The sequence below is a fragment of the Streptomyces sp. NPDC048275 genome, assembly GCF_040652275.1.
Classification (GTDB): Bacteria; Actinomycetota; Actinomycetes; order Streptomycetales; family Streptomycetaceae; genus Streptomyces.
Genome location: NZ_JBEZLR010000066.1, coordinates 13,293 through 38,361, shown reverse-complemented (window position 1 = coordinate 38,361; position 25,069 = coordinate 13,293). Strand labels below are relative to the sequence as shown.

Below are 25,069 nucleotides of genomic sequence, written 5' to 3'. Positions count from 1 at the left end.
AGCATCCCGCAGCGTCCCGAAGGCAATTGCCGCACAGTTGAAGACCCTCCGCACCGCCCCGCCCGCTCGCGCGCTCAGCGGCGAGGACATCCCCCAAGGCTCCCAAGCCATCGTCCGAATGGACCACGCCGCGCGCGGAGTGCGCGATCAACAGGTCTGCTGGCAACCAACCGCCCACCACCGAGGTGCACGGGAGGAGCAGGTCGTGCCCGAGGACGAGACCAGCGACGCCAAGGGGCCGGACCGCGCCCAGGACGAGTTGGAGCGGCTGCGCGCACGCGTCGCCGCGCTCGAGACGGACCAGGCCGCTCGCGCCCCCCGGCACCGGGCGAGATCCGTCCTCGCCGTCGTGCTCATCGTCCTCGGCTGCTTGCTCGCCCCGCTCGGCGCGCTCGCCTCCTGGACCGCCGGCGAGGTCGGTGACACCGACCGCTACGTGGCCACCGTCGCACCACTCGCCTCCGACCCGGACGTCCAGGACGCCGTCGCCCGTCGCGCCACCGACGCCCTGATGGAGCACCTCGACCTGCCCGCCCTGCTGTCGGACGTGGTCCCCGCGGATCGGCCGCGCCTGGAGAAAGCGCTCGGCGCGCTGGGCGGCTCGCTCGAGAACGCAGTCCGCAGCTTCGTCCAGGACAAGGCACGCGAGGTCGCCGCGTCCGACGCCTTCGAAACCATCTGGACCGATGTCAACCGCGGCGTCCACGCCGCCGTGGACAAGGCCCTCACCGGCAGCGGCGGCGGCGCGGTGAAACTCAACAAGAACACCGTGACCGTGGACCTCGGCCCGGTCATCGACCGCGTCAAACAGCGCCTGGTCGACGACGGGATGACGGTGGCCGGGAAGATCCCGGAGATCCACACCGACTTCACCGTCCTCAAGGCCGACGACATCGGCAGGCTCAAGACCGGTTTCCGGATCCTGCAACTCGCCGGCAACTGGCTGCCGGTGCTCGCCGTTCTCCTGGTCGCCGTCGGCGTCCTGCTCTGCGCCCACCGTCGTCGCGCCCTGGTGGCGGCCGCGCTGGGCGTCGCCTTCGCCACGGGCCTGCTCGGCATCGGTCTGACCGTCTTCCGGACCGTCTACCTGGACGCACTGCCTGCCGACGTGTCCCAGCCCGCGGCCGCGTCCGTGTACGACACGCTCACCCGGTTCCTGCGCACCACGGTCCGGACGGTGGTGGCGCTGGGCGTGGTGATCGCGATCGCCGCGTGGGTGACCGGTCCGGGCCGCCACGCCACGGCCGTACGACAGTTGTGGACAGCGGGCATCGGAGCGGTCCGCTCCACCGCCGACCACCTGGGCCTGCGCACCGGACCCGTGGGTCCGTTCGTTCGTCGTCACCGCCGCTGGATCGCCTGGATCCTGGTCGCCGCGGCCATCCTGACGTACGCCCTGTGGAGCTACCCCACGGGCTGGGTCGTCGTCGGTCTCGCACTCGCGCTCCTCTTCGCGCTGGCGGTGGTCGACTTCCTGGCCGGGGAGAGCGCGACTCCCAACGGCTGAATCAGGGGAGCTGGCCGCGTCTCCTCAAAGCCCCTTGACGCACGTGATGTTACCGATAACATCACTGCCCTGGGAACGCTCTTCGACCTTCACCGCCACCCGCACCGGCGCGCGCTGCTCTCGCCGACGCCCCGCCCTGTCTCGCCCCGTCCCGCCTCCCGGACCGGAGAAGTCCTGATGCCGCACCTTCTGCGCGTCCCCGCGCGCCCCGCACCGCCCCTGACCGGCCACCTCCCCTTCGCCGACGCACCGGCCGCACCCGACCCCATCGAGGTGACCAGCCGCTACCTCACGCGCGGCGGCCTCCCCTGGTTCCCGGTCTCCGGGGAGTTCCACTACTCCCGCCACCCGGCCCGCCACTGGGAGGAGGAGCTGCTGAAGATGAAGGCGGGCGGTGTCACGGTCGCGGCCGCCTACGTCATCTGGATCCACCACGAGGAGGTCGAGGGCCGCGTCCGCTTCGACGGCGACCGCGATCTGCGGCGCTTCGCCGAACTGTGCGCCCGGCACGGCCTCGGCTTCATCCCCCGCATCGGCCCCTGGTGCCACGCCGAGGTCCGCAACGGCGGCCTGCCGGACTGGCTGTCGGCCCGCGCCTGCACGCCCCGCACCGACGACCCCGCCTATCTGGAGCCCGTACGCGGCTGGTTCGCGGCGATCGCCGAGCAGCTGCGCGGACTCGACCGGGCCCACGGCGGTCCGATTGTCGCGATCCAGATCGAGAACGAGCTGTACGACCAGCCAGGACACCTGCTGACGTTGAAGCGGATGGCGCAGGACGCCGGGCTGAGCGCGCCGCTGTGGACGTCGACCGCGTGGGGCGGGGTCCAACTGCCTCCGGACGAGCTGCTGCCGCTGTACGGGGGTTACACGGAGGCGTTCTGGACGGAGGCGGACGGCGGCTGGCCGGAAACCTGCCGCAAGCACTTCTTCTTCACCCATCAGCGCGACGACGAGGGCATCGGCGCCGACCTACGACCGACGACCGTACGGGGCGGTGATCCCGCGCCCACGGACCGCTTCCCGTGGGCCACCTGCGAGCTGGGCGGCGGCATGGCCGTCGCCTACCACCGCCGGCCGCGCGTCGAGCCCGACGACGTGGGCGCGCTCGGCCTTACCAAGATCGGCTGCGGTTCGGTCTGGCAGGGCTACTACATGTTCCACGGTGGCACGAACCCGCTCGGCGAACTCAGCACGCTCCAGGAGTCCCACGCCACCGACTACCCCAACGACCTGCCCGTCCTCACGTACGACTTCCAGGCACCTCTCGGCGAGTACGGCCAGGTCCGCCCCTCGTACCACGAACTGCGCCTCCAGCACCTGCTGCTGGCCGACTTCGGCCCGCTGATCGCTCCCATGGAGTCCGTCCTACCCGAGCGGCAGCCCTCGGACCAGTCCGACCGGGAGACGCTGCGGTGGGCCGTGCGCAGTGACGGCACCGCGGGCTTCCTCTTCGTCAACAACCACCAGCCGCACGAACCGCTGCCGGCCCACCCCGGCACGACGTTCACGGTCGACCTCCCCGACGCCCCCGCTCTGACGTTCCCCAGCACCCCCGTCACCGTCCCGACCGGCGCGTACTTCTGCTGGCCGCTGCGCCTCGAGATCGCCGGTCTACGGCTCGACTGGGCCACCGCCCAGCCGGTGTGCACGCTCGACGACAGCGGTCGTACGGTCCTGGTGCTGGCCGCCATCGACGGCATCGCGGTCGAACTCGCCCTGGACGCGGACACGGTGACGTCCCTCGACGCGCCCTCCGGAGACGTCACCCAGGCCGACGACCGCATCCTGATCACCGGTCTGCGCCCGGGCACGGACGCCCTCGTCCAGGTGAAGACCGCGGACGGACACGACGTCGGCCTGCTCGTGCTCGACGCCGCCACCGCGCGCACCGCGTACCGGGGCGTGGCCTGGGGCGCCGAACGGCTGGTCCTCTCCCCCGACAGCGTCGTCTTCGACCACGAAGAACTCCGCGTGCACGGCTCCGCGGCCCGGCCGTCCCTCGCCGTCCTGCCCGGTCCGAGGCGGCCGTTGACGGTGGCCGGAGCCCCCCTGTCGGCGACGGCGGACGGCGTGTTCACCCGCTACACGACCGGGACCGACGAGGGGGCCGGTGGCCAGAACACCGCACGCGCCGCCACCCTGGTTCGCCCGGCGGGCCCGCCGCCCGAGACCGTGACCGGTCCGCTGGGCCGGGCGAGCGCCCCCTCGGACCAGCACTTCGCCACCTCCGCGGCCGAGTACCGCGTCGACATACCGGACGAACTTCCGCGCGAGGGAACGCTCCTGCGCATCCACTGGACCGGTGACGTGGGACGCGCGTACGTCGGGGACGCCCTCGTCGCCGACCAGTTCTTCTCGGGCCGCGTCTGGGACATCGGTCTCGACCGGCTCCCCGCGGACGACCTGCGCGCCCACGGCCTGCGGCTGCGGCTGCTGCCGCAGGCGGCCGACGCGCCGGTGTACGTACCCGAGCACGCGGCCGACGGCACCGCGACGGCCGCCGTGCGGCACATCGAGTGGGTGACCACCCACTCCTGGTCGGTCAGGGCGGACTGAGGAGCGGGAGCCACGTCCGGCGGGCCTATCCTGTGGGCCAGCCGGGCGGGCCCAGACCGCCGCCATGACGTCGGAGGACGCACCACCATGAGCCGAGGTGCCACGGACGGCGCCGCCCCCAAGGGACGCAGCCGACGCAGCTTCGCGGGGGCGCGCCCGGTGATGGACGACGTGGCCCGCCTGGCCGGTGTCTCGAAACAGACCGTCTCCCGCGTGCTCAACGACAGTCCCGCGGTACGCCCCGAGACCCGGGATGCGGTCCTGGCCGCCATGCGCACGCTCGGCTACCACCCGAGCCGCAGCGCGCGTTCCCTGGCCAGCGGCAGGACGCGGATGCTCGGAGTGATCTCCTTCGACGCGGCGCGCTACGGGCCCGCCTCCATCCTGACCGCGATCAACACCGCGGCTCAGGAAGCCGGTTACCTGGTCAGCTCCATCGCGCTCGACACGGCCGACGGGGACACCCTGGTGCGCGCCGTGCACACGCTGTCGGCCGAGGGCGCGGACGGCGTGATCGCCATCGCCCCGCAGCGCTGGGTGGGCCGGGCCCTGGCGGAGGCACAGTTCGACGCCCCCCTGATGGTGCTGGAGAACGACCTCGGGGACGACAACTCCTACGTGACTGCGGACTCCCGCGACGGAGCGCGCCAAGCCACCGAACACCTGCTGGCGCTCGGCCACTCCACCGTGTGGCACCTCGCGGGCCCCACGGGCTGGCTGTCCGCGGAGCGCCGGGCGGAGTCCTGGCGGGCCACACTGGAGGCGGCGGGTGCCGCGGTCCCCGAGCCGCTCATCGGCGACTGGAGCGCGGACTCCGGGTACGAACTGGGCCGCCGGCTGGCCGGGCGCCCGGACGTCACGGCGGTGTTCGCCTCCAACGACCAGATGGCGCTCGGCGTGCTGCGCGCCCTGCACGAAGCCGGGCGGCACGTCCCGGGCAACGTCAGCGTCGTCGGGTACGACGACATCCCCGAGGCCGCCCATCTGCTGCCCCCGCTGACCACCGTGCGGACGGACTTCGCCGCGATAGGCCGACGCTCGCTGCGGCTCCTGCTGGCCCGCATCGACGGAGCGGCCGAACCCCGGACCGATCACGTCGAGCCGGTTCGGCTCGTGGTCCGCCGGAGCACGGGCCCCGCACCGCGGAAGCGTTGACTCGTCGACATCGAAAGAGGCAGGCGGCCGCACCGACCCCCGTCCGGTACGGCCGCCCGCCGTCTTGAGGTGCTTGCCTCAGCCGTTCGGCCGCAAGGTCCACACAACGGTCATCTCGCCGGTCACGGCTCCGTCCGCGCGCTGGATGGCGATGGCGACGGGGAACTCGGGGCGCCGGCCCGCGTCGAGTTCGGCGACGACCTCGGCGGCCGGGCGGCCGAGGGTCGCGGTGGCCGTGACCTGCCCCATCGCGAGTTTCTTGTACGCGATCTCGGCACTGACCGCGAGCGGCACGGCGCGCGACAGTTGCTCGCCGAACGCGGCGAGGACGATCGCCCCGCTCGCCGACTCGCCCAGCGTGAACATCGCTCCGGCGTGCGGCCCGCCGACGTGGTTGTGGTAGTCGCCCTGATCGGGCAGCGCCACCACGGCCCGCTCCGGCGTGGTCTCCACGAATTCGAGGTTCAGGGTCCGGGCCATCGGCACCGTGGCGGCGAGCATCTCGCCGATCGTCATCTGGTCTGCGCTCATGGCAGCATGTTACCCGTGAGTAGTAATCTTTGACCAGCACCGGATGATGATCGTCGTTTCGTTACGCCGCATGCGGCCGGGAGAGCAGCCGCCCGGTGGCTAGCAGAACCCGCAGAACCAGAACCCGTACCAGCAGCCGGGATACCAGCAGCCGAACCCTTGTCAGCAGCCCGGTTACCAGCAGCCGAATCCCCACCGGCATCAGCCCGCACCGAGGGGCGGCGGCAATCGGACCAAGGTCGTCGCGATCGGCACGGCGGCGGCATCCACGGTGGGCGCCTGAGCCCGTGTCCGGTCCTCGCTCAAAGGGTTTGGCAAGCCGAGTGCGCTGCGGCGATAGTCGGCTTGTGACCTCTGCCGCCAACTCCCCACGACACCCGCGCCATCCCCATCGCCCGTCCTGGGCGGGCCGCAACTACACCCTGCTGACCGCCGCGGCGGTCGTCACCAACCTGGGCAGCCAGGGCGCGCTGATCGCCTCGGCGTTCGCGGTGCTCGACGCGGGGGGCGACGGGGGTGCCGTCGGTCTGGTGGCGGCGGCGCGGACGCTGCCACTGGTGCTGTTCCTGCTGATCGGCGGCGCGGTCGCGGACCGGCTGCCGCGCCATCACGTGATGGTCGCAGCCAATGCCCTGAACTGCGTCTCGCAGGCGGCGTTCGCGATGCTGGTCCTCTCCGGTGAGGCGCGGCTGTGGCAGATGATGCTGCTGTCCGCGCTCGGCGGCACCGGGCAGGCGTTCTTCAGCCCGGCGGCCGAGGGCATGCTGATGTCCACGGTGAGCGGGGAGCAGGCGAGCCGCGCCTTCGCGATGTTCCGGCTGGCGATGCACGGCGCCGGGCTGGGCGGCGCGGCCCTCGGCGGGGCGATGGTGGCCGTGATCGGGCCCGGCTGGGTGCTCGCCGTGGACGCGGTGGCCTTCGCGGTCGCCGCGGCACTGCGTTCGCTCCTCGACGTGCGCCACATTCCGCCGCGCGAGCCCGGCGGCGGGCTGCTCTCCGATCTCCGCGAGGGCTGGCGGGAGTTCGTCGGACGCCCCTGGCTGTGGACGATCGTCGCGCAGTTCTCCGTGGTGGTCGCGGTCGTCGGCGCCGCCGACGCGGTCTACGGTCCGCTGGTCGCCCGGGACAGCCTCGGTGGAGCCGGGCCCTGGGGACTGGCCCTCGGCGCGTTCGGCGCCGGAACCGTCGGTGGCGCGCTGCTCATGATGCGATGGAAGCCGCGCCGCCTCCTGCTCGCGGGCACCCTCAGCGTCTTCCCGCTCGCCACCCCCGCCGCCGCACTCGCCGTGCCGGTGCCGCTGGGTCCGCTGTGCGCCGTGATGTTCGTCAGCGGTGCGGCGATAGAGGTGTTCGGCGTCTCATGGATGACCGCGCTGCATCAGGAGATCCCCGAGGACAAGCTCTCGCGCGTCTCGGCGTACGACTGGTTCGGTTCGATCGCCATGGTCCCGCTGGCCACGGCCCTCGCGGGCCCGGCGGAGGATGCCTTCGGCCGTACGCCCGCCTTGTGGGGCTGCGCGACGCTGGTCGTCGTGGTCACGGCGGCGGTGCTGTGCGTGCCGGACGTACGGAATCTGACACGGCGGACCAAGGCGGTGACGCAGGGCGTGCCGGCCCCGGACGTCGAGCCGGCGTCAGCCGATGCTGAAGGCTCCGCCTGGCGGCTCGGGTGAGGGGACCGCGTTCTCGTCGCGGACGGGTTCGGCGGCGCCGATGAACTCCCGTAGCGCGGGGCCGCGTTCGACGCGTGCGGGGAAGGCGTCGGAGGCGGTGCGGCGGGCGAGGGGGGCGGTGTCGAGCGGGCGGTGGGAGGCCACGAGCACCGCGTTGCCGAAGCGTCGGCCGCGCAGCACGCCGGGTTCGGCGATCAGCGCCAGCTCCTCGAACACCGTGGCGAACGTGGCGAGTTGGGAGCGCAGGAAGGCGAAGGGCGCGGCGTCGGCGAGGTTGGCCAGGTAGACACCGTCGTCGCGCAGTACGCGCTCGGCGGCGCGCGCGTACGCCGTGGACGTCAGGTGCGCCGGGACGCGGGAGCCCCCGAAGACGTCCGCGACCACGATGTCGGCGGAACCCGGCGCGGCGTATTCGAGCCAGCCGCGAGCGTCCGCGCCGTGCAGCGTGACGCCGGCGTCGTCGGGCAGCGGCAGGTGCTCGACGATCAGGGCCAGCAGACCCTGATCGAACTCCACCACGTCCTGCCGGGAACCGGGCCGGGTCGCCGCCACATAGCGGGGCATCGTCAGCGCGCCCCCGCCGAGGTGCAGCACGTCCAGCGTCCGCCCCGGTTCCACCACCGTGTCCAGCACATGCCCGAGCCGTCGGGCGTACTCGAACTCCAGATGGGTCGGATCGTCCAGATCGACGTACGACTGCGGCGCCCCGTCGACCGTCAGCAGCCACGCCCGCTTCCGGTCGACGTCCGGCATCAGCTTGGCGGTCCCGTGATCCACGGCCCGTGTCACGGGTATCGGCTCGTCCACCGTTCCATTGTGCGGCCGGTTCTCCACCCGTCCGGCGTTCGAGGACGAGCCCTTCGGGCGAATGGGGTGAAAAGCTAATAGTCCGGCGCCGACCCCGGTACGGGAGAGCGGGTGCCCGCCCTCCCAGGCAGGCACCCGAACCCCCCGACGCCGGTCAGCCGACCGACGTCACCGTCCCCGCACCCACGGTCCGACCCCCCTCACGGATCGCGAACCCCAGACCGGGCTCCAGCGGAACGTCACGCCCGAGCTCCACCGCCATGGTCACGGTGTCACCGGGCCGGGCAACGGCCGTCTCACCGAGGTCGACATCGCCGACCACGTCCGCGGTGCGGATGTAGAACTGCGGCCGGTACCCGGTGGAGACGGGTGTCGTACGACCGCCCTCGCGCGTCGACAGGACGTACACCCGGGCCGAGAAACGGCGACTCGGGACGACGCTGCCGGGCGCGGCGACGATGTGCCCGCGCCGTACGGCGTCCCGCGGGACCCCGCGCAGCAGCAGCGCCACGTTGTCCCCGGCCTGTGCCTCCTCCATGGGCTTGCCGAAGGTCTCCAGGCCGGTGACCACCGTGTCGACGGCCGCGCCGAGCACTTCGACGCGGTCGCCGACCCGGATCGTGCCGCGCTCGACCGCCCCGGTGACGACCGTGCCGCGCCCGGTGATCGTGAGCACGTTCTCGACCGGCAACAGGAACGGCGCGTCGAGGTACCGCTCGGGCATGGGCACGTACGTGTCCACCGCGTCGAGCAGCGCGTCGACCGCCCCGGTCCAACGGGGGTCCCCCTCAAGGGCCTTGAGACCGGACACCCGTACGACGGGTACGGACTCGCCCCCGTAGCCGTGCGCGGAGAGCAGTTCGCGGACCTCCAGCTCGACGAGGTCGGCCAGCTCCTCGTCGGCCATGTCCGCCTTGTTCAGGGCCACGACGATATGGTCCACGCCCACCTGGCGGGCGAGCAGCACGTGTTCGGCGGTCTGCGGCATGACCCCTTCGAGCGCGGAGACGACGAGGATCGCCCCGTCGAGCTGGGCCGCGCCGGTGACCATGTTCTTGACGTAGTCGGCGTGACCCGGCATGTCCACATGCGCGTAGTGCCGGGTGTCGGTCTCGTACTCGACATGCGCGATGTTGATGGTAATGCCGCGCGCGGCCTCCTCCGGAGCCCGGTCGATCCGGTCGAACGGGACGAAGGTGCCGGAGCCGCGCTCGGCCAGGACCTTGGTGATGGCGGCGGTCAGGGTGGTCTTGCCGTGGTCCACGTGACCCATGGTGCCGATGTTCAGGTGCGGTTTGGTGCGCACGTAAGCCGTCTTGGGCATGGCTGTACCTCGAAGCCTCTTCGGTGTCAGCGGAGCTGAGTGATGGCCCGGCGCGTAACGGCCGGGACGGGGACCCCGAGGGACTTGCCGACCCTCCCCCTGCGGGGTCCGCCGGACGATCCGGGAAGGGTCAGCTTCGGGCGCCGTCGACTGCGGCCACGATGATCGGGACGGCAGCCTTCGGCGCATCCGCGACTGCGGATGCTGCGAGAAGGAAGGCGTGCCGGAACATGAGGCGATCATTGCGGACGTATCCGGCCACGTCGAATGGTTTTTCGCGGGTGCTGACGACACGACGTGTCACCGGCCGCACACCGGAGGAGAGTTGCCTCACATGGCGGCACGGACAGTCGACGGCGAAGTGGCGGTACGCGCACTTCGGGAGGGTGTCCGCGGGCGATCCGTTCGGAATGTCGAACCGTGCACCCGGCGTTCCCGAAGCTGTGACGCCCATGAGACGAACCATACGGCGATCACACACGCTGGTCGGTTAGTGTCGCCGGATGCTCGATGCCACCACCCTCTCTGGGGGCACCGCCACGGCCGTTCCCGCGGCCCCCGCCACGGAGCTCTCCCTCGCGTCGGAGCTCGCCGTCGCCACCCCCGTGGGCCTCACCGCCCGCTGCACGAGAGTCCTGCTCTCGCCGTGGTCCCGGCTCTCCCTGCTCCTGGTGCTGCTCGCGACGGCCGCGGCGAGCGTGCTGCTCTTCGAACCGCAGCGGCTGCTCTCCAACGGCTGGCCGCCGCAGCTCAGCGGTGCCGCGGCGGCCGCGGTGTTCGCGGTGGCGTACGGATTGTGCACGGTCGCGTTCGTGCCCCGGCCACTGCTCAATCTCGCGGCGGGCGCGCTCTTCGGCTCCCAGCTGGGCCTCGGCACCGCGCTCGCGGGCACCGTCCTCGGGGCCGGTGCCGCGTTCGGGCTCGGACGGATCCTCGGGCAGGACGCGTTGCGCCCACTGCTGCGCGCCCGCTGGCTGAAGGCGGCCGACGGGCAGCTCAGCCGGCACGGCTTCCGCACGATGCTGATGGCCCGGCTGTTCCCCGGAGTCCCCTTCTGGGCGGCGAACTACTGTGCGGCCGTCTCCCGCATGGGCTGGATGCCGTTTCTCCTCGCCACCGCCCTGGGCTCGATCCCGAACACCGCCGCGTACGCCGTCGCCGGCGCCCGCGCCTCGGCGCCGACCTCCCCCGCCTTCCTGATCGCGATGGGCTTCATCACACTGCCGGCCCTGGCCGGCGCGGTGGTGGCCTGGCGCAAGCGGCACCACCTGCGCCGACGCTGAACAGGACGAAGGCACGGGACCCGGGCCGTGCGCGTTACACGGCCTCCAGCACCATCGCGTTGGCGAGGCCGCCCGCCTCGCACATCGTCTGCAGCGCGTAGCGGGCTCCGCGGGCGCGCATCGCGTGGACGAGGGTGGCCGTCAGGCGGGTACCGCTCGCGCCGAGCGGGTGGCCGATGGCGATCGCTCCGCCGTGCACGTTGACCTTGGACAGATCGGCGCCCGTCTCCTGCTGCCAGGCGAGGACGACGCTCGCGAAGGCCTCGTTCACCTCGAAGAGGTCGATGTCGCCCAGGGCCAGCCCTGCCTTGCGGAGCACCTTCTCGGTGGCGGGGATGACGCCCGTGAGCATCAGCAGCGGGTCGGAACCGGTGACGGCGAAGCTGTGCAGGCGTGCGAGCGGGCGCAGGCCGAGGCGGGCCGCGGTCTCGCTCGACGTGATGAGCACGGCCGACGCGCCGTCGTTGACGGGGCTCGCGTTGCCCGCCGTGACGGACCAGTCGATCTGCGGGAAGCGCTCGGCGAGGCTCGGATCGTAGTAGGCGGGCTTGAGCCCGGCGAGTATCTCCACCGTGCTCGCGGGCCGCACGCTCTCATCACGGGCCAACCCCTCCAGGGGCGCGACCTCCGCGTCGAAAAGGCCGTTGCTCCAGGCCGCGGCCGCCTTCTGGTGTGAGCTCACCGCGAAGGCGTCCAACTGCTCCCGCGACATGCCCCACTTGGCGGTGATGAGCTCGGCGCTGATGCCCTGCGGCACCAGACCCTCCGGGTAACGCTCGACGACCCCCGGTCCGAAGGGGCCCGTCCCGCCGAGCACGTTCGACCCCATCGGTACGCGGCTCATCGACTCCACACCGCAGGCCACGGCGATGTCGTACGCCCCGGACAGGACACCCTGCGCCGCGAAGTGCACGGCCTGCTGGGACGAGCCGCACTGGCGGTCGACCGTGGTCGCGGGCACCGCTTCGGGGAACCCCGCAGACAGCACCGCGTACCGGGTGATGTTCGCGGCCTGCTCGCCGACCTGGCTGACGGTGCCGCCGACGACGTCGTCGATCAGCGCCGGGTCGACTCCGGAGCGCTCGATGAGGGTGCGCAGCGTGTGGGCGAGGAGTTCCACGGGGTGGACGTGGGCGAGGGAGCCGCTCGGCTTGCCCTTGCCGACGGGGGTGCGTACGGCTTCGACGATCACGGCGTCACGCATGTTTGATCTCCAAACTCATAGAGTTTGCTTTCCAAACTCGCTTGTGACTCCACGGTAGCTCAGCGGGTTGGACAAACCAACCCACCCCCTAGACTGGTGGCATGAAAACCGGTGGCACGAAAGACGCCCGCCCCTGCTCGATCGCCGCGACACTCGCCCTCGTCGGCGAGAAGTACTCCCTGCTCGTGCTGCGCGAGGTGTCCCTGGGCGCCACCCGCTTCGACCAGCTCGTCCGCAACATCGGCGCCCCGCGCGATGTCCTGACCTCGCGCCTCAAACGGCTCGTCGAGGCCGGCGTGCTCGAGAAGGTCGAGTACAGCGACCGCCCGAAGCGCTACGAGTACCGGCCCACCCGGGCCGGTCTGGAGCTGGAACCGGTGCTGCTCACGCTGATGGAGTGGGGCGACCGCCATCTCCAGGAGGGCGGCTTCCGCCCGATGGTGATGGAACACATCTGCGGCAACGAACTGGTCCCGCAGATCGTCTGCCGGGAGTGCGGCCAGAAAGTCGAACACGACGACCTGACGGCACACCCGCAGGCCCCGGGCTGGACAGCGACGGGGCCTGCGGTGGCGTAAGGCCTACTGGGCCTGCTTAGCGGGCCTGGTCGGTCCCCTTGTAGACATCGAGCCGACCACACATGCCGAACCGGCCGTGCGCGGACGGCTGTTCGGCTCGTACGAGGGCATCGCCGAGGTGGGACGTGTCGCCCCGCTCCAGACGGTCGAGCTGATGCCCCGTGGCCGCGGCGGCGGCCTCGGCGCCGCGCCGCCACCGCTCGCGCCACTCGGCGAGCCGTGGCCGCACCAGCGCGGCCGCGGCCCGATGGAAGGCGGCGAGCGGCTCGGGCCCGTCCGCTTCGCGCAGCGCCCGGTAGCCCTCAAGGGCGAGGTCACGCCGGGCCCGGGCGACCCGCTCCTGCTCCTCCTCGGGCGCGTCGGCCGGGATGAGCGTCGCGGCCGCGTATGTCTCCGGGTCGGTCAGATACTGCGGAGGCAGCGTGAGCACGGCGTCGCCCGCCTCGGGGAGCCCGTTGTTCTGCATGAGGACGGTGATGCGCAGATCGTCCTCGTTGACGAGCCGGTGGATGGTGCCGGGCGTGAACCAGGCGACCGTGCCGGACTCGAGCGGCGTGACCTCGTACCCGGACGTTGTCAGCGTCTGTACCGCGCCGCGCCCGCCGGTGACGACGTACGCCTCCGAACAGGTCAGGTGCAGATGGGGAGTTCCGCCGGACACGCCGTCCGCGGCGGGCCAGTCGTAGACGCAGAGGTGCGAGACGGCGACGGCGCCGGGGAGCCCGGTGAACTCCGGGGTCCGGTGGAGGCCGCTCACCACGGGTGCTCCTCCAGGTACTTGGCGACCTCCTCGCGCTCCCAGGCTCCGTCGGCCACGACGACCCGGTAGCGGCGGGTGAGGGTGTCGCCGGGGGCGAGTTCCAGTTCGTCGAAGAAGGCGAGCGAGGGGGCGACGGCGGCGAACGGATCGTTGCGTACGAACCAGTGGGCCGGGTGGGCGCCCGCCGCTCCGGTGTGGTCGTTCTCGGGGGCGTGCGCGAAGACGAGCGTCGCGTGGCCGTCGGAGCCGTCGTGCTCACCCGAGTAAGCGAGCCAGGGCGCCTGCTGTCCCATCAGCCCGGGCCCTTCGGAATCGGGGCCGATGACCCGTCCGTCCCGGAAGGCGCGCGGTCCGCGCCAGAACAGGCCCGTATAGCCCGCCATCTCCCGCCCCGCGGTGGTCGGACTGCCGAAGCGCAGCGGTTCGTCCCGCCGGTTGGTGACCGCGGTGGTCCAGGTCAGCGCCCAGGAGCCCGACGCGGGATCGACGTCGTGCACCTCGAAGCGGCGCTCCTCGTCGGCCCACAGTTCACCGTCGTACGGATGCCAGGTGAGGCGCTCCGCGACGACCGCGCGGGCACCGTCCGAGGCGACCTCGTCGAACGTCACGTGCGCCATCGATCCGACGCGCTCCGGAAGTTCGAGATATCCCTCACCGTGGACATATGTGTTGCCGCCCCACAGGTTCTGGCCGGAGAGGTGCGAGGCCGTCATCTGCAGGCCCTTGTGCCAGCGGTGGTCGTTGGGCCGGTAGTCCGTGACGACGTCGCCCGCCAGCGTCCGAAGGGGATGCAGATACGGCTTCGGGGCCTCCCAGGGCGCCTCGGGACGGTAGACGTAGCTCAGCAGCTCGACGCCGGTGGTGTCGTCACTGATCGTGATGCGATCACCGTGGGCGTGCACGATTCGCAGACCGCCCTGCGCGGACGTGGTCATGCGGACACCTCCTGATGCGCGGCGGACTCGGACGGGGAAGCGGACTCGCTCCCGGCCGAGGAGGACGAGGCAGGCGCCCAGCCCGGCGCACCTCCGTGCAGAGCCGTGTAATACGGATCCCCCGGCCCGATCTCCCCGGCGCGGACGGTCGTGTCCGTGAACGCCGACTTGTAGAGCGCGCTGATCAGTTCCAGGCTGGTACGCCCGTCATTTCCGCTGCTGCGCGGCCGTTCACCCGCACGCATGCTCGCGACCAGATCCCGCAGCTGGGCGAGATGCGAACTCGGCACGTCCGTGCCGAAGTCCCGCCAGGTCGCCACGTCGTCCTCCGGCACGTCCGGTGCCGGGGTGATCCGCCAGTCGGCATTGCTGTGGCCGTACAGATGCGTGAGTTCGACGGTGGCGCGCTCGCAGTCGATGCGGATGCGGCTCACCTCGTCCGGGCTCAGGACGCTGTTGACGACGGTCGCCAGCGCGCCGCTCTCGAAGCGGACGAGGGCGGTCGAGACGTCCTCCGTCTCCACATCGTGCACCAGGCGTCCGGCCATCGCCCGTACCTCGCTCCACGGCCCCATCAGGTCGAGCAGCAGGTCCATCTGATGGATGCCGTGTCCCATCGCGGGCCCGCCGCCCTCGGTCTCCCAGCGCCCGCGCCAGGGCACGGCGTAGTAGTCGGCGTTGCGGTACCACGTGGTCTGGCAGTGCGCGACGAGCGGACGGCCCATGGCCTCCTCGGCGATGAGGCGCTTCACATGCCGGGCGCCCGAGCCGAAGCGGTGCTGGAAGACGATGGCCGCGTACGGCCCTCCGTCCTTCCCTTCCTCCGCCTCGACGGCGTCGAAGTCGGCGATCGTCAGCACCGGCGGCTTCTCGCACCACACCCAGGCTCCGGCGCGCAGCGCGGCGACGGTCTGGTCGCGGTGCAGGGTCGGCGGGGTGCAGATGGCGACCAGATCGGGCCGCTGCTCCTCGAGCATGCGGTCCAGATCGGTGTACGCGTGCGGGATGCCCGTCTGCGCGCAGAACTCCTGGACGGCGTCCTCGACGATGTCGACCGCGGCGACGATCTCCGTCTCGCCCTCCTCGGCGAGCTGGGCGAGCGCGGGGACATGACTCCCGCGCGCGATGGCACCCGTACCGATGACGGCGGCCTTGATGCGGCGGCCGTCGAGCGGGGCCGCGGGACGGCTCGCGTTCACGTTCGCGTTCGGGTTCAGGTTCGGGTTCGGGGAGGTGGGGGGGTTGGTTGCGTTGTGGGATGTGCTCATGTACGTGATCAGCGCTCCATCGGACGTGACGTCAGACGTTGGCCCACGCATGGTGTCACCGAGGCGCAACCGGTGACAGCAAGCGCTTTCTCTTCCGCTGCAACGTATGCGGCGCCCAAGCAGCAGGTCAACACCACCGACAACGTTGCCTCTCGCCCCGGCCCGCGGCAGTCCCCGTCCTTCTGCGAAACCCCTGTGGCGGGGCTGTCATCGGGGGACGCTACGCTGCCTTCAACACCCGTGATCACCGCGCACAGCGGCACGGTGCGCCCATCGCCCCTCCCACGATCAGCACTGGACCACATAACTCCATGTCTTGGTTTGAATCCCTCATCCTCGGACTCGTCCAGGGGCTGACCGAGTTCCTTCCCGTTTCCTCCAGTGCGCATCTGCGGCTGACCGCCGCGTTCTCCGGCTGGGAGGACCCCGGGGCGGCGTTCACCGCGATCACCCAGCTCGGGACGGAGGCCGCCGTACTGATCTACTTCCGCAAGGATGTCGCGCGGATCCTCTCGGCGTGGTTCCGCTCGCTGACCAACAAGGCGATGCGGAGCGATCACGACGCCCAGATGGGCTGGCTGGTGATCGTCGGCTCGATTCCGATCGGCGTGCTCGGGGTGACGCTCAAGGACCAGATCGAGGGTCCGTTCCGCGATCTGCGGGTCACCGCGACCATGTTGATCGTGATGGGCGTGGTCATCGGTATCGCCGACCGGCTCGCGGCACGCGACGAGACGGGCGGGAAGCACCGGGCGGCCAAGCAGCGCAAGACACTGCAGGACCTGAACACCAAGGACGGCCTCCTCTACGGCCTCTGCCAGGCGATGGCGCTGATCCCGGGTGTCTCCCGGTCCGGCGCCACGATCAGCGGCGGCCTCTTCATGGGCTACTCCCGCGAGGCGGCGGCCCGTTACTCCTTCCTCCTCGCCATGCCGGCCGTGCTCGCCTCCGGGCTCTTCGAACTCAAGGACGCCAGCGAGGGCGGCCATGTCTCCTGGGGCCCGACGGCCTTCGCCACGGTCATCGCGTTCGCGGTCGGGTACGCCGTCATCGCGTGGTTCATGAAGTTCATCTCACACAAGAGCTTCATGCCGTTCGTGTACTACCGCATCGCGCTCGGCATCGTCATCATCGCGCTGGTGGCGACGGGCGCACTGAGCCCGCACGCCGCCGAGTCGGCGGGCTGACAGCGCCTCCGGGGCCAGGAGGAGCGACAGCGCGCCTGCAACCTGGCCACACTCCCGTTCATGACTTGCTCCGGCAGTCCGTCCTGCCGTCTGCGGAGTACCTGGCACGTGTCGGGAGTCGGCCCCCAGCTGCGCGGTCCGTGCGTCGTCGTATGGGCCGACCGACCCGGGCCACCGCCGGCCGTGACGAACCACATACCGCCTGAGTAGCTGACCGGTAGCGCACTGTCAGTCCTTGCCCCTAGGCTTACGCGCATGTCCCCCGATTTCACTCACTCTGGTTCCGTGCGGTCTGCCGCCGCGTTAAACGAGCAGATCCGCGCCCTGTGGATCCGCGCGGGCGGTTCCCTGTCCGCTCAGGAGCGTGCGGAGTACGAGCTGCTGGTCGTGAAGTGGGCGGAAGCGATACGCGGAGAGGTCATCGAGGCGGCGTGAGGTCCACGGAGTGACGGTCAACCGGGACCGACGACCCGCGAGTTGACGTTCACCGTCCCCCGGAAACCCGCAGCACCGCCCCCGTCGTGTACGACGCGTCGGGCGACATCAACCAGGCGATGGCGGCGGCGACTTCCTCGGCCTGCCCGACGCGGCGCAGAGGAATCGAAGACGCGGCGCGTTCGGGGCGAGCCGGGTCGCCCATGGCCGCGTGCATCTCGGTGTCGATCATGCCGGGCGCGACGGCGTTGACGCGGATGCCGTCCGGGCCGAGTTCCTTGGCAAGGCCCATCGTCAGGGCGTCGACGGCCGCCTTCGTGGCCGCGTAGTGGACGAACTCCCCCGGGCTGCCGAGCGTGGCCGCCGCCGAGGACACATTGACGATGATGCCGCTCCCCCACGCCGCCATGGACCGGGCGGCACGGCGCGAACACAGCAGTGTGCCCAGGAGGTTGACCTCGACCACCCGTCGCAGCTCGGCGGGGTCGGTGTCCGCGAGTCTGCCGAGCGGTCCGGTCACCCCGGCGTTGTTCACCAGTCCGGTGACCGGCCCGAGCCGCTCCGCCGCCGTGTCGAAGAGCCGCTCGACGTCGTCCTCGTCGGAGGTGTCCACCCGCACCGTGACACAGCGCGCCCCCGCCGCGCGCACGGCGGCCGCGGCCCGCTCCGCGGCCGCGCCGTCCCTCACGTACCCCACGACCACGTCGTGTCCGTCCGCCGCGAGCCGCGCACAGGTCGCGGCACCGATCCCCCGGCTGCCACCCGTGACGACCGTGACATGACGTGTCATACGTGCCTCCTCATGACGAACCTGATCCGCACCAAGCCCGCATGCGATCACCCTACGATCACAGCCGCGCCGGCACGCCCTCATCGAGAGCGTAGGGCTGCTCCTCGGGCAACAGCCCAGCCGCGCGGTCGAGTTCCCCCGCGCGTCCGAGGGCGCGTGGACCACTGGAACGACGGCTTGATCCATGTCGAGCCGTGTTCACACCCCTTTTCGCAAAGAGATTCCTGGTCGGTTCGGTGGATCCACTTCAGCAGCAATGCCCATCCTGGTCACGGAGAAGATCGAACTGCACAGGCAGTCGGCCGGGGGCAGAACCGGGCGTGTTCCGGCCTGCCCCGTGATCCGCGGGCGGTTGGTGGTTCTGAGCGGGGTCAGTTCCTCGCCTCATCGGCCAGGAAGGCACTCAGGCTGTCGAGGAGCATGGTGCTGCCCTGCTCGGCCATGTCGCGTTCCTCGGCGGTGTCGCAGGTCTGGTGGAGCACGATCTGCGTGTGGTGGTCGTTCTGCTCGTCGAGTTCCATGGTCATGGCTGCCGGCGCGGGCTTGCCGGGTACGTCCATGCCGACCACCAGGCGGTTCTCGGCGACCTCAAGATAGGAGCCGGTCAGCGGGAACTGTCCGCCGTCGGGCGTGACCATCGTGGCCTTCCACGCTCCGCCCGGCCGTACGTCCATCTCGACGGAGCCTGCAACGGCGTAAGCCCACCGGGCGTACTGCTCGGGAGTGGTCCACGCTCGCCACACCTTCACCGCGGAGGCGTCGAGCGTTCGGGTCAGCTTGTAGGAGAAGCCGTCGGCCGGGGTGGCCTGCTCGTTACTCATGCTTCGTCTCCTCGTTTTCGTGCATCGTCGGGACTGTCGCACCTGTAGACACCCGTGGACGCGGAGACTCATCGGTCTTGCTGGGGCTTCTCTCAATTGGGCGAGGATGCGGGTAGGGAGCTGTTCGAATGAGCCCGGAGGAAGCGTTCAGAATCATCGATCACATCCTTGCTGCGATCTTCCCGCCCTCTGATGGGCCCTGGTCGATCAACCGCTGAGGCTGCGCCGTTCGCACTGCCAACAGATGGCTGGGCGTCCATCTGGACCGAGGAGACCGGCCGCGCCCGGCTGTCCTACCGACGGGCGGAAGAGATCTTCGAGACCTCCACCCGGCTGCTGGCCAACCCGCTCGCCCGGCCCGAGGACATCGAGGACCTGGAGGGGTGGACACTGCACCGGCTCAGGCACAGTGCACTGACACACGATGCGGAGAACGGCACATCCACACCGATGCTGCCGGCCCGCTCCCGGCACGCCTCCGCACGGTCGCTGGAACGCTACGCTCGCCCCGGAGTCGACACGGTCGCCCGGCATGTCGCCGAGCGCGACCCCGCCGCCCGTCGCAACGCACCCCGCTGACCGCGAACTCGGCGCGGGCATCCTGTCCGACCTCGCGTACCAACTGCTGTGCCGCTGCACGCCTTCCTGTCCATTACTTGGCTCATCCTGGGCTGAAGCCCACCGTCAGCCCAATCCGAAGGACTCCGTAGCTTGGCGGGATGAGCGATCAATGGAATGTAGAGACGGCCTGGCGCCGCCTCACGGACTGGCTGAAGGCGAATGCCCCGGTCTCATACGCCTCCCTGCTGCCGCCCGCCCCGGAGCAGGCCATTGAGGCTGCCGACGCCCAGCTGAGGCAGCACCTCGACTTCGGTCTTCCCGCCGAGCTGGGCGATCTCTGGCAGCTGTGCGGCGGTGTGGAACACCAATACATCGAGGCCAATGAGGAAGAGGGCGAGGTCGGCTCGGGGGCGTTCCTGCCCGGCGGGATCCTGCTCGGCCCGGTGGATGCGCTCAGGGCGCGGCTGCCCGAGATCGGCCGCGGCGACTGGTGGGGCGCCACGGTGGTTCCGTGGCTGACCGGCGACGAAGCAGGCCCCGAGTCCGGGCACTACGTGGGCGCGGACGGCGTCGGCCGCTGGTCGCTGCCGGACAACCTGGCCTGCGACAAGCCGGGCTATCCGTCGATCGCCGCCTATCTCGATGCCGTGCACCGCACGCTCACCGAAGGGCCGGCCGATGCCATGGGCCCGGATGTACCCGGCCTGGTGTGGGGCTGCCTGATCTGGGATGACCCCGAGGCACCTCTGCTGGACGATGCGCTGGAGCACTGGCACCCCGTCCACTGACCCGTGCCCCCGCCCGGGGCCCGCCTGACTGAGAAGCCGTTGTTGAACCGAGTATGAGCTTTGAGTTCCTGCTGGTCAGGCATGGTTTCGGTTGGATTGAGGGATGGTCTCGACGTTCTGTTTCCGCTAGATCGTCGAGGGGTGCGCGGTGGCGTCGATGCTGGGGTTGCTGGAGGCACGGGAAACGGCCGCCCGCGAGCGGGTGGAGGGCCTGCGGGAGGCGGCGGCCCGTGCGGCTGCGGCGCTGGAGGCCGCCGAGATTGAGCTGGACCGGCGAGTGATCGCACGCGAAGAGCTCGTCGATGCCCTGGCCGCGTCTGCCGAAGAGACCACCGTCGCGGTGGAGGCCGAAGGCGAGGAAGCGTCTGCCGCCGTGTCCGCGTCTGTGCCGGGAGCGATCGTGCCGCCGTGGCGGGAGGGGCTGTCGGTGTCGGTGCTCTCGCTCGACAACCAGCGGATTTTGAACGTGCTCCAGGACCGGCCGGACCGTGAGCCGGCGCGGGCCAAGGACATCGCGGCGGCACTGGGCCTTGACAACGCGGTCGCGGCGAAGGTCGAAGGGGTGCGGTCGAAGGCCAGGCGCCTTGGCGAGCGCGGGTGGTTGCTCCAGGAGGCGTCGGGGGCGTTCAGTGCCGGCCGTCGGCTCGTGGCCGGGCCAGGCGGCGGCTCATCCGCGTGATCATCGAGAACAGGATCATCGCCTCGCTGGTCGCGGTGAGCGTCTCGTAGTCCCGGCACAGACGGCGCGAATGCATCAGCCAGCGCGCAGATTCCGCAGCCGCCGCAGCAGGGGCACGGCCGCCTCGCGGTCGCCGACATTCGCGGCGGTCACCGCGACGACCAGGAGCAGGCCGAGGCAGTCGGTCACGATGTGCCGCTTGCGCCCGTTGATCTGCTTGCCGTTATCCCGGTACCGGGATAACGGGAATTATCTGGGGGCGTCGGTTATGGCGGGTTGGGCCGATCCGATCTGCTGGATGGCGGTGCCGTAGGGGCTGGGGCCGGTGATAACTACAGGTTCTCCAGGAAGGTGAGCAGGCTGTCGGTGGGCCGGTAGCGTTTGGTGGCGGTGTCGCGGGGTGCGGTGCGAGCCAGGGCGCGTTCCTTCATCGCCAGGTCGGCGTGGAGGTAGACGTCGGTGGCCTTGGTGCTCGCGTGTCCGAGCCAGAGGGCGATGGTGGAGGTGTCGACGCCGGCGGACAGCAGTGCCATGGCCGCCGTGTGGCGAAGTGTGTGCGGGGTGACGTTCTTGCTGGCCAGGGCCGGGCATCGCTCCGCGGCCGCGGGCAGGTACTTGCGGAGGAGATCGGCAACGGCATCGCGGCTGAGGTGTCCGCCGACGCGGTTGGGGAACAGTGGGTCATCCGGGGCTGCGTTGCGGGCGGTGATCCATCGCTGGAGCAGGCGGGCGGCGGGTTTCGTCAGCGGGGTGCAGCGCTGTTTGCGGCCCTTGCCGGTGCAGCGCAGGTGGGAACCGGTGCCGAGTTCGGCGTCGGCGCAGGTGAGTGCGGTCAGCTCCGAGACGCGCAGTCCGCTTTGCGTCGCGACCAGCAGCAGGAGGTGGTCACGTCGCCCCAGGAGGGTCGACTGGTCCGGGACCGCCAGCAGAGCCTCGGTCTCCTCGTGGCTGAGGAAGCACACGAGTGTGCAGTCGCGGCGCTTTTGCGGGATAGCCAGGACGCACTGAATCAGCAGGGCGTGTTCCGGGCAGCGGTAGGCGGCATAGGAGAACAGCGAGTGGATCGCGGCCAGTCTGGCATTTCGGGTGGTCACGCTGTTGTTCCGGTCGTGTTCGAGATGATCCAGGAAGCCACCGACGAACACGGCGTCGATGTCGGTCAACTCCAGCGCCGACGGCGGGCGGCCGAGCTGCCGCCGGGCGTACTCCAGCAGGAGGCGAAACGTGTCACGGTAAGCCGCGACGGTGTGGGCACTGACCCGGCGCTGGGCCAGCCGCTCGGTGAAGAAGCCCTGCATGACAGGGGCCAGAGTGGTCACGGTGATTCCTTCCATGCCCGGCCGAGGCGTTCGGCAGCGGCTGTCATCAGCTGCGGGCAGGCGTGCAGGTACCAGTAGGTCGTGGCCGGGCTGACGTGTCCGAGGTAGGTGGACAGCGCCGGGAGCCGGTGGGCGACGTCGACGTCGGCGGCGTACCAGTTCACCAAGGTGGTCACGGCGAACGTGTGCCGCAGGTCGTAGAGGCGCGGCCTGCCCGCGCCGGCCGGAGCCGTGAGGTCGACGGCCTTCAGCAGCCGGGTGAAGGTCTTGCTCGCGTTGGTGTGGTTGAGCCGGGTCCCGGCTCCGGACAGGAAGAACGCCTCAGTGGACGGGCACGGACACAGCTCGTCGCGCCGGCGCTGGTAGTCGGCGAGCTGCCCGACGGTGGTGGGGTGCAGCGGGACTTGCCGAACTTGGTCCCCCGCACCAGCAGGACACCGCGGTCCAGGTCCGGGTCGCACCGGTCCAGTCCCATCGCCTCTCCGGTGCGGATCCCGGTCGCGGCCATGAGCCCGATGAAGGACTCGAACGTCGCCGCGCGAAGGGGGTGGGCCAGGTGCCGGGCCGCGTGGATCAGCGCGGTGATCTCCGCCTGCGAGTACAGATACGGCAGCGTCGTCCGCCCGGCGCGGCGGGGCAGCAGGCCCGGCGGCGGGATCTCGGTAAGCTCATCGGAAGTCGCCAGGAAGCGGGCAAACTCGCGGATCACCGTCAGCCTGGCCGCCCACCAGGCCGGATCGGCGCCGTCCGGCAGCACGGCCCACGCCAGTGCGGCCTGGACCGTCAGGCGCGAGTCCCCGCGCTCCTCCAGGAAGTCGACGAACTGGCCGAGCATCCGGCCCTCGACCTCGAGTTTGTAGCCCAGACTCCGGCGGATCGTCAGATAGCGTTCGGCGCCGTCCCGGATGTCGCTCACCGCTCGCTCGCCGTCGGCCAGGGACGCACGACCGGTGCCAGCGCCGCCATGTCGACCTTCGCATAGATCGCCGTGGTGTCCTCGCCGTGGTGACGCAGCAGTTGGGCGACCTCGCCGAGGGTTCCGCCACCGGCCAGCACCTGGCAGGCAGCGCGGTGTCGCAGCTGGTGCGCGGCGACGACTGTCAGCGTACAAGTGGACGTGCACCACCTCGTACGGATGAGAGTGCACGGAAGTTGATGCGGTGACTGTCCGTGTCCGTGAGTCTGCTGTCGTCGGATCGGGGTGGCAGAGGGGCGGCTGACGGTGGTCTTGGACCCGCATCGCTGGCTGGAGCTGAGGCGGTTTCGCAGTCTGTACGAGTCAGGTGCGATGAGCCTGCGGGACATTGCGAAGGAGACCGGGCTGAATCGCCGCACCGTCACCAAGTACCTGACGGGCGAGGCTCCCGTTGCGCCTCCGCAGAGGACGGAAAGCGGACAGCGGCAGCGGCGGGCGGTTGACGAGGTGGCCCCACTGATCGACGCGAAGCTCAGGTCGGAGGTCCTGCTGAAGGCGTCGGTGATCCACGAGCGTCTGGCGTCGGAGTACGGGTTCACCATCAACTATCAGCGGGTCAAGATCTACCTGCAGGAGGCCCGGCCCCGTGTCGCGGAGGAGTCGGGCATCAGCCCGGGGGAACTCGCGGGCCTGCACCGCCGGTTCGAGGTGATTCCCGGTGCTCAGGCCCAGGTGGACTGGGGGGACGAGGGCAGGATCCTCGCTCACGTCGGGATCCCGAAGGTCTACTCGTTCCATATGACGCTGTCGCACTCCCGTGATCCGTTTTGCTGCTTCACCACGGGCCAGGATCTGGGGACGTTCTTCGAATGCCACCGCCGCGCGTTCGCGCACTTCGGCGGGGCGCCCATGAGCATCGTCTACGACCGGACCAAGACCGTCGTGCGGCGGCATGTCGCCCCTGGTGAGGCTGTCCCGCTGCATCCGGAAGCGGTCGCGTTCGCCGGGCACTACGACTTCGACATCGACGTGCTGGCTGCCTACCGGCCGCAGGGCAAGGGCCGGGTCGAGCGCCAGGTGCTGATCGTCCGCGATCATGTGCTGGCCGGGCGGGCGTTCTCCTCTGTCGAGGAGATGGACGCGGCCTTCGCGGCATGGGTGCCGCTGCGGCGGGCGAAGGTGCACGGAACCCACGGCGAGATCATCGGACACCGGGCGGTGCGGGACCATGTGGCCCTGCGGCCGCTGCCCGAAACTCCGTATGTGGTTGCCCAACGGCACCTGCGGCATGTCGGCAAGGACTGCCTGGTCGCCTTCGACGCGAACCTCTACTCGGTGCCCGCCCGCAAGGCCCGCGTATCACTTGACTGATGCGGCCGATCTGGCGGCCTGTTCGATCTTCGCGCAGTAGGCGGTGCGGGCGTCCTCATCGATCTGCATCTCGTGTTCTGGGCGCATCCCGGTTCGGCCGTCGACGCCTTCGCGCAGGATGTCGGCGTGCCCGGCATGCCGGTTGGTCTCGCCGAGGACGTGGACCAGGATGGCGAACAGGTTCGTGTTGGGATAAGGCTCCGGCCACCACGGCACGTGGCCGGGGGCATCGAGGGCAAGCTCGTCGATCGTCGCGTCTGAGTGTTCCCACGTGCGCCGGTAGGACTCGATGATCTGATCGCGCGCCTCGTCCTCAGCCGCCCACAGATCGCTGCCGTCGTGGTCCTGCCACCGGGACAGCGGTTCCGGGGAGGGCCGGTCGAAGACCTCGCCGAAGTACCTGGCCTCGACCCTGGCCACGTGTTTGACCAGGCCGAGGAGGTTGGTCCCGGTCACTGTCAAAGGTCGGCGGGCGTCGTATTCGGACAGGCCGTCGAGTTTCCAGAGCAGCGCCTTGCGGTCCCGCCGCAGTCTCCCGTGCAGGTTGTCCTTCGCGAATTCATCGATCATGCGGCATGAGCCTGCCATGGGCTACTGATGGCCTCAAGATCCCGTACG

General features: G+C 70.6%; 25 protein-coding genes and 2 pseudogenes. 12 read left to right on the top strand and 15 right to left on the bottom strand.

From position 1 onward, the window contains the following. Positions 1 to 205 precede the first annotated feature (205 nt). The 3 genes from AB0D57_RS31450 to AB0D57_RS31440 all read left to right on the top strand — a co-directional run bounded on the left by AB0D57_RS31450 (position 206) and on the right by AB0D57_RS31440 (position 5,221). Complete coding sequence (locus AB0D57_RS31450) at positions 206 to 1,507, top strand: hypothetical protein (RefSeq protein WP_362080580.1); 1,302 nt, start codon at positions 206 to 208, stop codon at positions 1,505 to 1,507. 177 nt (positions 1,508 to 1,684) lie between these two features. After that, complete coding sequence (locus tag AB0D57_RS31445; protein WP_362080577.1) at positions 1,685 to 4,066, top strand: beta-galactosidase; 2,382 nt, start codon at positions 1,685 to 1,687, stop codon at positions 4,064 to 4,066. An 87-nt stretch (positions 4,067 to 4,153) separates the two neighbouring features. Beyond that, on the top strand, positions 4,154 to 5,221 hold the full coding sequence (locus AB0D57_RS31440) for a LacI family DNA-binding transcriptional regulator (RefSeq protein WP_362080574.1): 1,068 nt from the start codon (positions 4,154 to 4,156) through the stop codon (positions 5,219 to 5,221). Positions 5,222 to 5,299: 78 nt separating this feature from the next. On the opposite strand, the gene AB0D57_RS31435 is transcribed toward AB0D57_RS31440, so the two are convergent. Further along, entirely contained in the window at positions 5,300 to 5,752 is a 453-nt protein-coding gene (locus AB0D57_RS31435; RefSeq protein ID WP_362080571.1) for a DUF4442 domain-containing protein, read from the bottom strand. Positions 5,753 to 6,099: 347 nt separating this feature from the next. On the opposite strand from AB0D57_RS31435, the gene AB0D57_RS31430 reads away from it, so the two are divergent. Then, positions 6,100 to 7,425, top strand: coding sequence for an MFS transporter (locus AB0D57_RS31430; RefSeq protein WP_362080568.1), 1,326 nt, complete (start codon positions 6,100 to 6,102; stop codon positions 7,423 to 7,425). On the opposite strand, the gene AB0D57_RS31425 is transcribed toward AB0D57_RS31430, so the two are convergent. From AB0D57_RS31425 to AB0D57_RS31415, 3 genes are all read right to left on the bottom strand, one after another. After that, positions 7,387 to 8,232: a fused MFS/spermidine synthase gene (locus AB0D57_RS31425; protein WP_362080565.1), complete on the bottom strand. Its 846-nt coding sequence runs from the start codon at positions 8,230 to 8,232 to the stop codon at positions 7,387 to 7,389. The genes AB0D57_RS31430 and AB0D57_RS31425 overlap by 39 nt on opposite strands. Before the next feature lie 154 nt (positions 8,233 to 8,386). Continuing rightward, a complete protein-coding gene (tuf, locus tag AB0D57_RS31420; RefSeq protein WP_362080562.1) occupies positions 8,387 to 9,556 on the bottom strand; it encodes an elongation factor Tu in 1,170 nt (389 codons plus the stop codon). Between the two features lie 130 nt (positions 9,557 to 9,686). Further along, positions 9,687 to 10,010, bottom strand: coding sequence for a hypothetical protein (locus AB0D57_RS31415; protein WP_362080632.1), 324 nt, complete (start codon positions 10,008 to 10,010; stop codon positions 9,687 to 9,689). 49 nt (positions 10,011 to 10,059) lie between these two features. Between AB0D57_RS31415 and AB0D57_RS31410 the strand changes: the two genes are divergently transcribed. Next, positions 10,060 to 10,839, top strand: coding sequence for a VTT domain-containing protein (locus tag AB0D57_RS31410; RefSeq protein ID WP_362080559.1), 780 nt, complete (start codon positions 10,060 to 10,062; stop codon positions 10,837 to 10,839). A gap of 34 nt (positions 10,840 to 10,873) precedes the next feature. Here the strand turns inward: AB0D57_RS31410 and AB0D57_RS31405 are convergent, their stop codons facing one another. Continuing rightward, positions 10,874 to 12,043: a thiolase family protein gene (locus AB0D57_RS31405; protein ID WP_362080556.1), complete on the bottom strand. Its 1,170-nt coding sequence runs from the start codon at positions 12,041 to 12,043 to the stop codon at positions 10,874 to 10,876. A gap of 101 nt (positions 12,044 to 12,144) precedes the next feature. Here AB0D57_RS31405 and AB0D57_RS31400 point away from each other — a divergent pair, with 101 nt between their 5' ends. Continuing rightward, positions 12,145 to 12,621 (top strand): helix-turn-helix domain-containing protein, encoded by a 477-nt coding sequence (locus AB0D57_RS31400; RefSeq protein ID WP_362080553.1) that lies wholly within the window; start codon positions 12,145 to 12,147, stop codon positions 12,619 to 12,621. Between the two features lie 16 nt (positions 12,622 to 12,637). On the opposite strand, the gene AB0D57_RS31395 is transcribed toward AB0D57_RS31400, so the two are convergent. From AB0D57_RS31395 to AB0D57_RS31385, 3 genes are read right to left on the bottom strand one after another with little or no spacing between them, the layout of a single operon-like run. Continuing rightward, positions 12,638 to 13,378 (bottom strand): cupin, encoded by a 741-nt coding sequence (locus tag AB0D57_RS31395; RefSeq protein ID WP_362080550.1) that lies wholly within the window; start codon positions 13,376 to 13,378, stop codon positions 12,638 to 12,640. Then, positions 13,375 to 14,316 carry a PmoA family protein gene (locus tag AB0D57_RS31390; protein WP_362080547.1) on the bottom strand — a complete coding sequence of 314 codons (942 nt, stop codon included), beginning with the start codon at positions 14,314 to 14,316 and terminating at the stop codon, positions 13,375 to 13,377. Before AB0D57_RS31390 ends, AB0D57_RS31395 begins: the two co-directional genes overlap by 4 nt. After that, positions 14,313 to 15,584 (bottom strand): Gfo/Idh/MocA family oxidoreductase, encoded by a 1,272-nt coding sequence (locus tag AB0D57_RS31385; protein WP_362080544.1) that lies wholly within the window; start codon positions 15,582 to 15,584, stop codon positions 14,313 to 14,315. Before AB0D57_RS31385 ends, AB0D57_RS31390 begins: the two co-directional genes overlap by 4 nt. 311 nt (positions 15,585 to 15,895) lie before the next feature. Between AB0D57_RS31385 and AB0D57_RS31380 the strand changes: the two genes are divergently transcribed. Both AB0D57_RS31380 and AB0D57_RS31375 read left to right on the top strand, forming a co-directional pair. Further along, the gene (locus tag AB0D57_RS31380) at positions 15,896 to 16,771 is read left to right on the top strand and encodes an undecaprenyl-diphosphate phosphatase (protein WP_362080541.1); all 876 of its coding nucleotides are present in this window, start codon (positions 15,896 to 15,898) and stop codon (positions 16,769 to 16,771) included. Between the two features lie 255 nt (positions 16,772 to 17,026). After that, entirely contained in the window at positions 17,027 to 17,206 is a 180-nt protein-coding gene (locus AB0D57_RS31375; RefSeq protein WP_362080538.1) for a hypothetical protein, read from the top strand. 49 nt (positions 17,207 to 17,255) lie between these two features. Here the strand turns inward: AB0D57_RS31375 and AB0D57_RS31370 are convergent, their stop codons facing one another. Both AB0D57_RS31370 and AB0D57_RS31365 read right to left on the bottom strand, forming a co-directional pair. Continuing rightward, positions 17,256 to 17,996 (bottom strand): glucose 1-dehydrogenase, encoded by a 741-nt coding sequence (locus AB0D57_RS31370; protein WP_362080535.1) that lies wholly within the window; start codon positions 17,994 to 17,996, stop codon positions 17,256 to 17,258. 371 nt (positions 17,997 to 18,367) lie between these two features. Continuing rightward, entirely contained in the window at positions 18,368 to 18,817 is a 450-nt protein-coding gene (locus AB0D57_RS31365) for an SRPBCC domain-containing protein (RefSeq protein ID WP_362080532.1), read from the bottom strand. Between the two features lie 192 nt (positions 18,818 to 19,009). On the opposite strand from AB0D57_RS31365, the gene AB0D57_RS31360 reads away from it, so the two are divergent. From AB0D57_RS31360 to AB0D57_RS31350, 3 genes are all read left to right on the top strand, one after another. Further along, positions 19,010 to 19,396, top strand: a complete 387-nt coding sequence (locus tag AB0D57_RS31360) for a site-specific integrase (RefSeq protein WP_362080529.1) — start codon at positions 19,010 to 19,012, stop codon at positions 19,394 to 19,396. Positions 19,397 to 19,536: 140 nt separating this feature from the next. Continuing rightward, entirely contained in the window at positions 19,537 to 20,166 is a 630-nt protein-coding gene (locus AB0D57_RS31355; protein WP_362080525.1) for a hypothetical protein, read from the top strand. A 157-nt stretch (positions 20,167 to 20,323) separates the two neighbouring features. Next, the gene (locus AB0D57_RS31350; RefSeq protein ID WP_362080629.1) at positions 20,324 to 20,845 is read left to right on the top strand and encodes a hypothetical protein; all 522 of its coding nucleotides are present in this window, start codon (positions 20,324 to 20,326) and stop codon (positions 20,843 to 20,845) included. Here AB0D57_RS31350 and AB0D57_RS31345 read toward each other — a convergent pair. The 4 genes and pseudogenes from AB0D57_RS31345 to AB0D57_RS31330 all read right to left on the bottom strand — a co-directional run. After that, positions 20,793 to 21,073: pseudogene (locus AB0D57_RS31345) on the bottom strand (transposase); the annotation flags it as partial. The gene AB0D57_RS31350 and the pseudogene AB0D57_RS31345 sit on opposite strands and share 53 nt — an antisense overlap. A gap of 104 nt (positions 21,074 to 21,177) precedes the next feature. Continuing rightward, a complete protein-coding gene (locus tag AB0D57_RS31340; protein WP_362080522.1) occupies positions 21,178 to 22,164 on the bottom strand; it encodes a tyrosine-type recombinase/integrase in 987 nt (328 codons plus the stop codon). After that, the gene (locus AB0D57_RS31335) at positions 22,161 to 22,625 is read right to left on the bottom strand and encodes a tyrosine-type recombinase/integrase (protein WP_362080519.1); all 465 of its coding nucleotides are present in this window, start codon (positions 22,623 to 22,625) and stop codon (positions 22,161 to 22,163) included. The genes AB0D57_RS31340 and AB0D57_RS31335 overlap by 4 nt, the downstream gene beginning before the upstream one ends. Positions 22,626 to 23,076: 451 nt before the next feature. Further along, entirely contained in the window at positions 23,077 to 23,220 is a 144-nt protein-coding gene (locus AB0D57_RS31330; protein WP_362080516.1) for a hypothetical protein, read from the bottom strand. 166 nt (positions 23,221 to 23,386) lie between these two features. Between AB0D57_RS31330 and istA the strand changes: the two are divergent. Continuing rightward, positions 23,387 to 24,430: pseudogene (gene istA / locus AB0D57_RS31325) on the top strand (IS21 family transposase); the annotation flags it as partial. 9 nt (positions 24,431 to 24,439) lie between these two features. Here the strand turns inward: istA and AB0D57_RS31320 are convergent. Continuing rightward, entirely contained in the window at positions 24,440 to 25,021 is a 582-nt protein-coding gene (locus tag AB0D57_RS31320) for a DinB family protein (RefSeq protein WP_362080513.1), read from the bottom strand. Positions 25,022 to 25,069 lie beyond the last annotated feature (48 nt).

Excerpts from the sequence above, each read along its gene's own strand:
- AB0D57_RS31445 (WP_362080577.1), top strand. The coding sequence starts at position 1,685 with ATGCCGCACCTTCTGCGCGTCCCCGCGCGCCCCGCACCGCCCCTGACC.
- AB0D57_RS31440 (WP_362080574.1), top strand. The coding sequence starts at position 4,154 with ATGAGCCGAGGTGCCACGGACGGCGCCGCCCCCAAGGGACGCAGCCGA.
- AB0D57_RS31435 (WP_362080571.1), bottom strand. The coding sequence starts at position 5,752 with ATGAGCGCAGACCAGATGACGATCGGCGAGATGCTCGCCGCCACGGTG.
- tuf (WP_362080562.1), bottom strand. The coding sequence starts at position 9,556 with ATGCCCAAGACGGCTTACGTGCGCACCAAACCGCACCTGAACATCGGC.
- AB0D57_RS31415 (WP_362080632.1), bottom strand. The coding sequence starts at position 10,010 with ATGGGCGTCACAGCTTCGGGAACGCCGGGTGCACGGTTCGACATTCCG.
- AB0D57_RS31410 (WP_362080559.1), top strand. The coding sequence starts at position 10,060 with ATGCTCGATGCCACCACCCTCTCTGGGGGCACCGCCACGGCCGTTCCC.
- AB0D57_RS31405 (WP_362080556.1), bottom strand. The coding sequence starts at position 12,043 with ATGCGTGACGCCGTGATCGTCGAAGCCGTACGCACCCCCGTCGGCAAG.
- AB0D57_RS31400 (WP_362080553.1), top strand. The coding sequence starts at position 12,145 with ATGAAAACCGGTGGCACGAAAGACGCCCGCCCCTGCTCGATCGCCGCG.
- AB0D57_RS31390 (WP_362080547.1), bottom strand. The coding sequence starts at position 14,316 with ATGACCACGTCCGCGCAGGGCGGTCTGCGAATCGTGCACGCCCACGGT.
- AB0D57_RS31385 (WP_362080544.1), bottom strand. The coding sequence starts at position 15,584 with ATGAGCACATCCCACAACGCAACCAACCCCCCCACCTCCCCGAACCCG.
- AB0D57_RS31380 (WP_362080541.1), top strand. The coding sequence starts at position 15,896 with ATGTCTTGGTTTGAATCCCTCATCCTCGGACTCGTCCAGGGGCTGACC.
- AB0D57_RS31375 (WP_362080538.1), top strand. The coding sequence starts at position 17,027 with ATGTCCCCCGATTTCACTCACTCTGGTTCCGTGCGGTCTGCCGCCGCG.
- AB0D57_RS31370 (WP_362080535.1), bottom strand. The coding sequence starts at position 17,996 with ATGACACGTCATGTCACGGTCGTCACGGGTGGCAGCCGGGGGATCGGT.
- AB0D57_RS31365 (WP_362080532.1), bottom strand. The coding sequence starts at position 18,817 with ATGAGTAACGAGCAGGCCACCCCGGCCGACGGCTTCTCCTACAAGCTG.
- AB0D57_RS31360 (WP_362080529.1), top strand. The coding sequence starts at position 19,010 with ATGGGCCCTGGTCGATCAACCGCTGAGGCTGCGCCGTTCGCACTGCCA.
- AB0D57_RS31355 (WP_362080525.1), top strand. The coding sequence starts at position 19,537 with ATGAGCGATCAATGGAATGTAGAGACGGCCTGGCGCCGCCTCACGGAC.
- AB0D57_RS31350 (WP_362080629.1), top strand. The coding sequence starts at position 20,324 with ATGCTGGGGTTGCTGGAGGCACGGGAAACGGCCGCCCGCGAGCGGGTG.
- AB0D57_RS31320 (WP_362080513.1), bottom strand. The coding sequence starts at position 25,021 with ATGATCGATGAATTCGCGAAGGACAACCTGCACGGGAGACTGCGGCGG.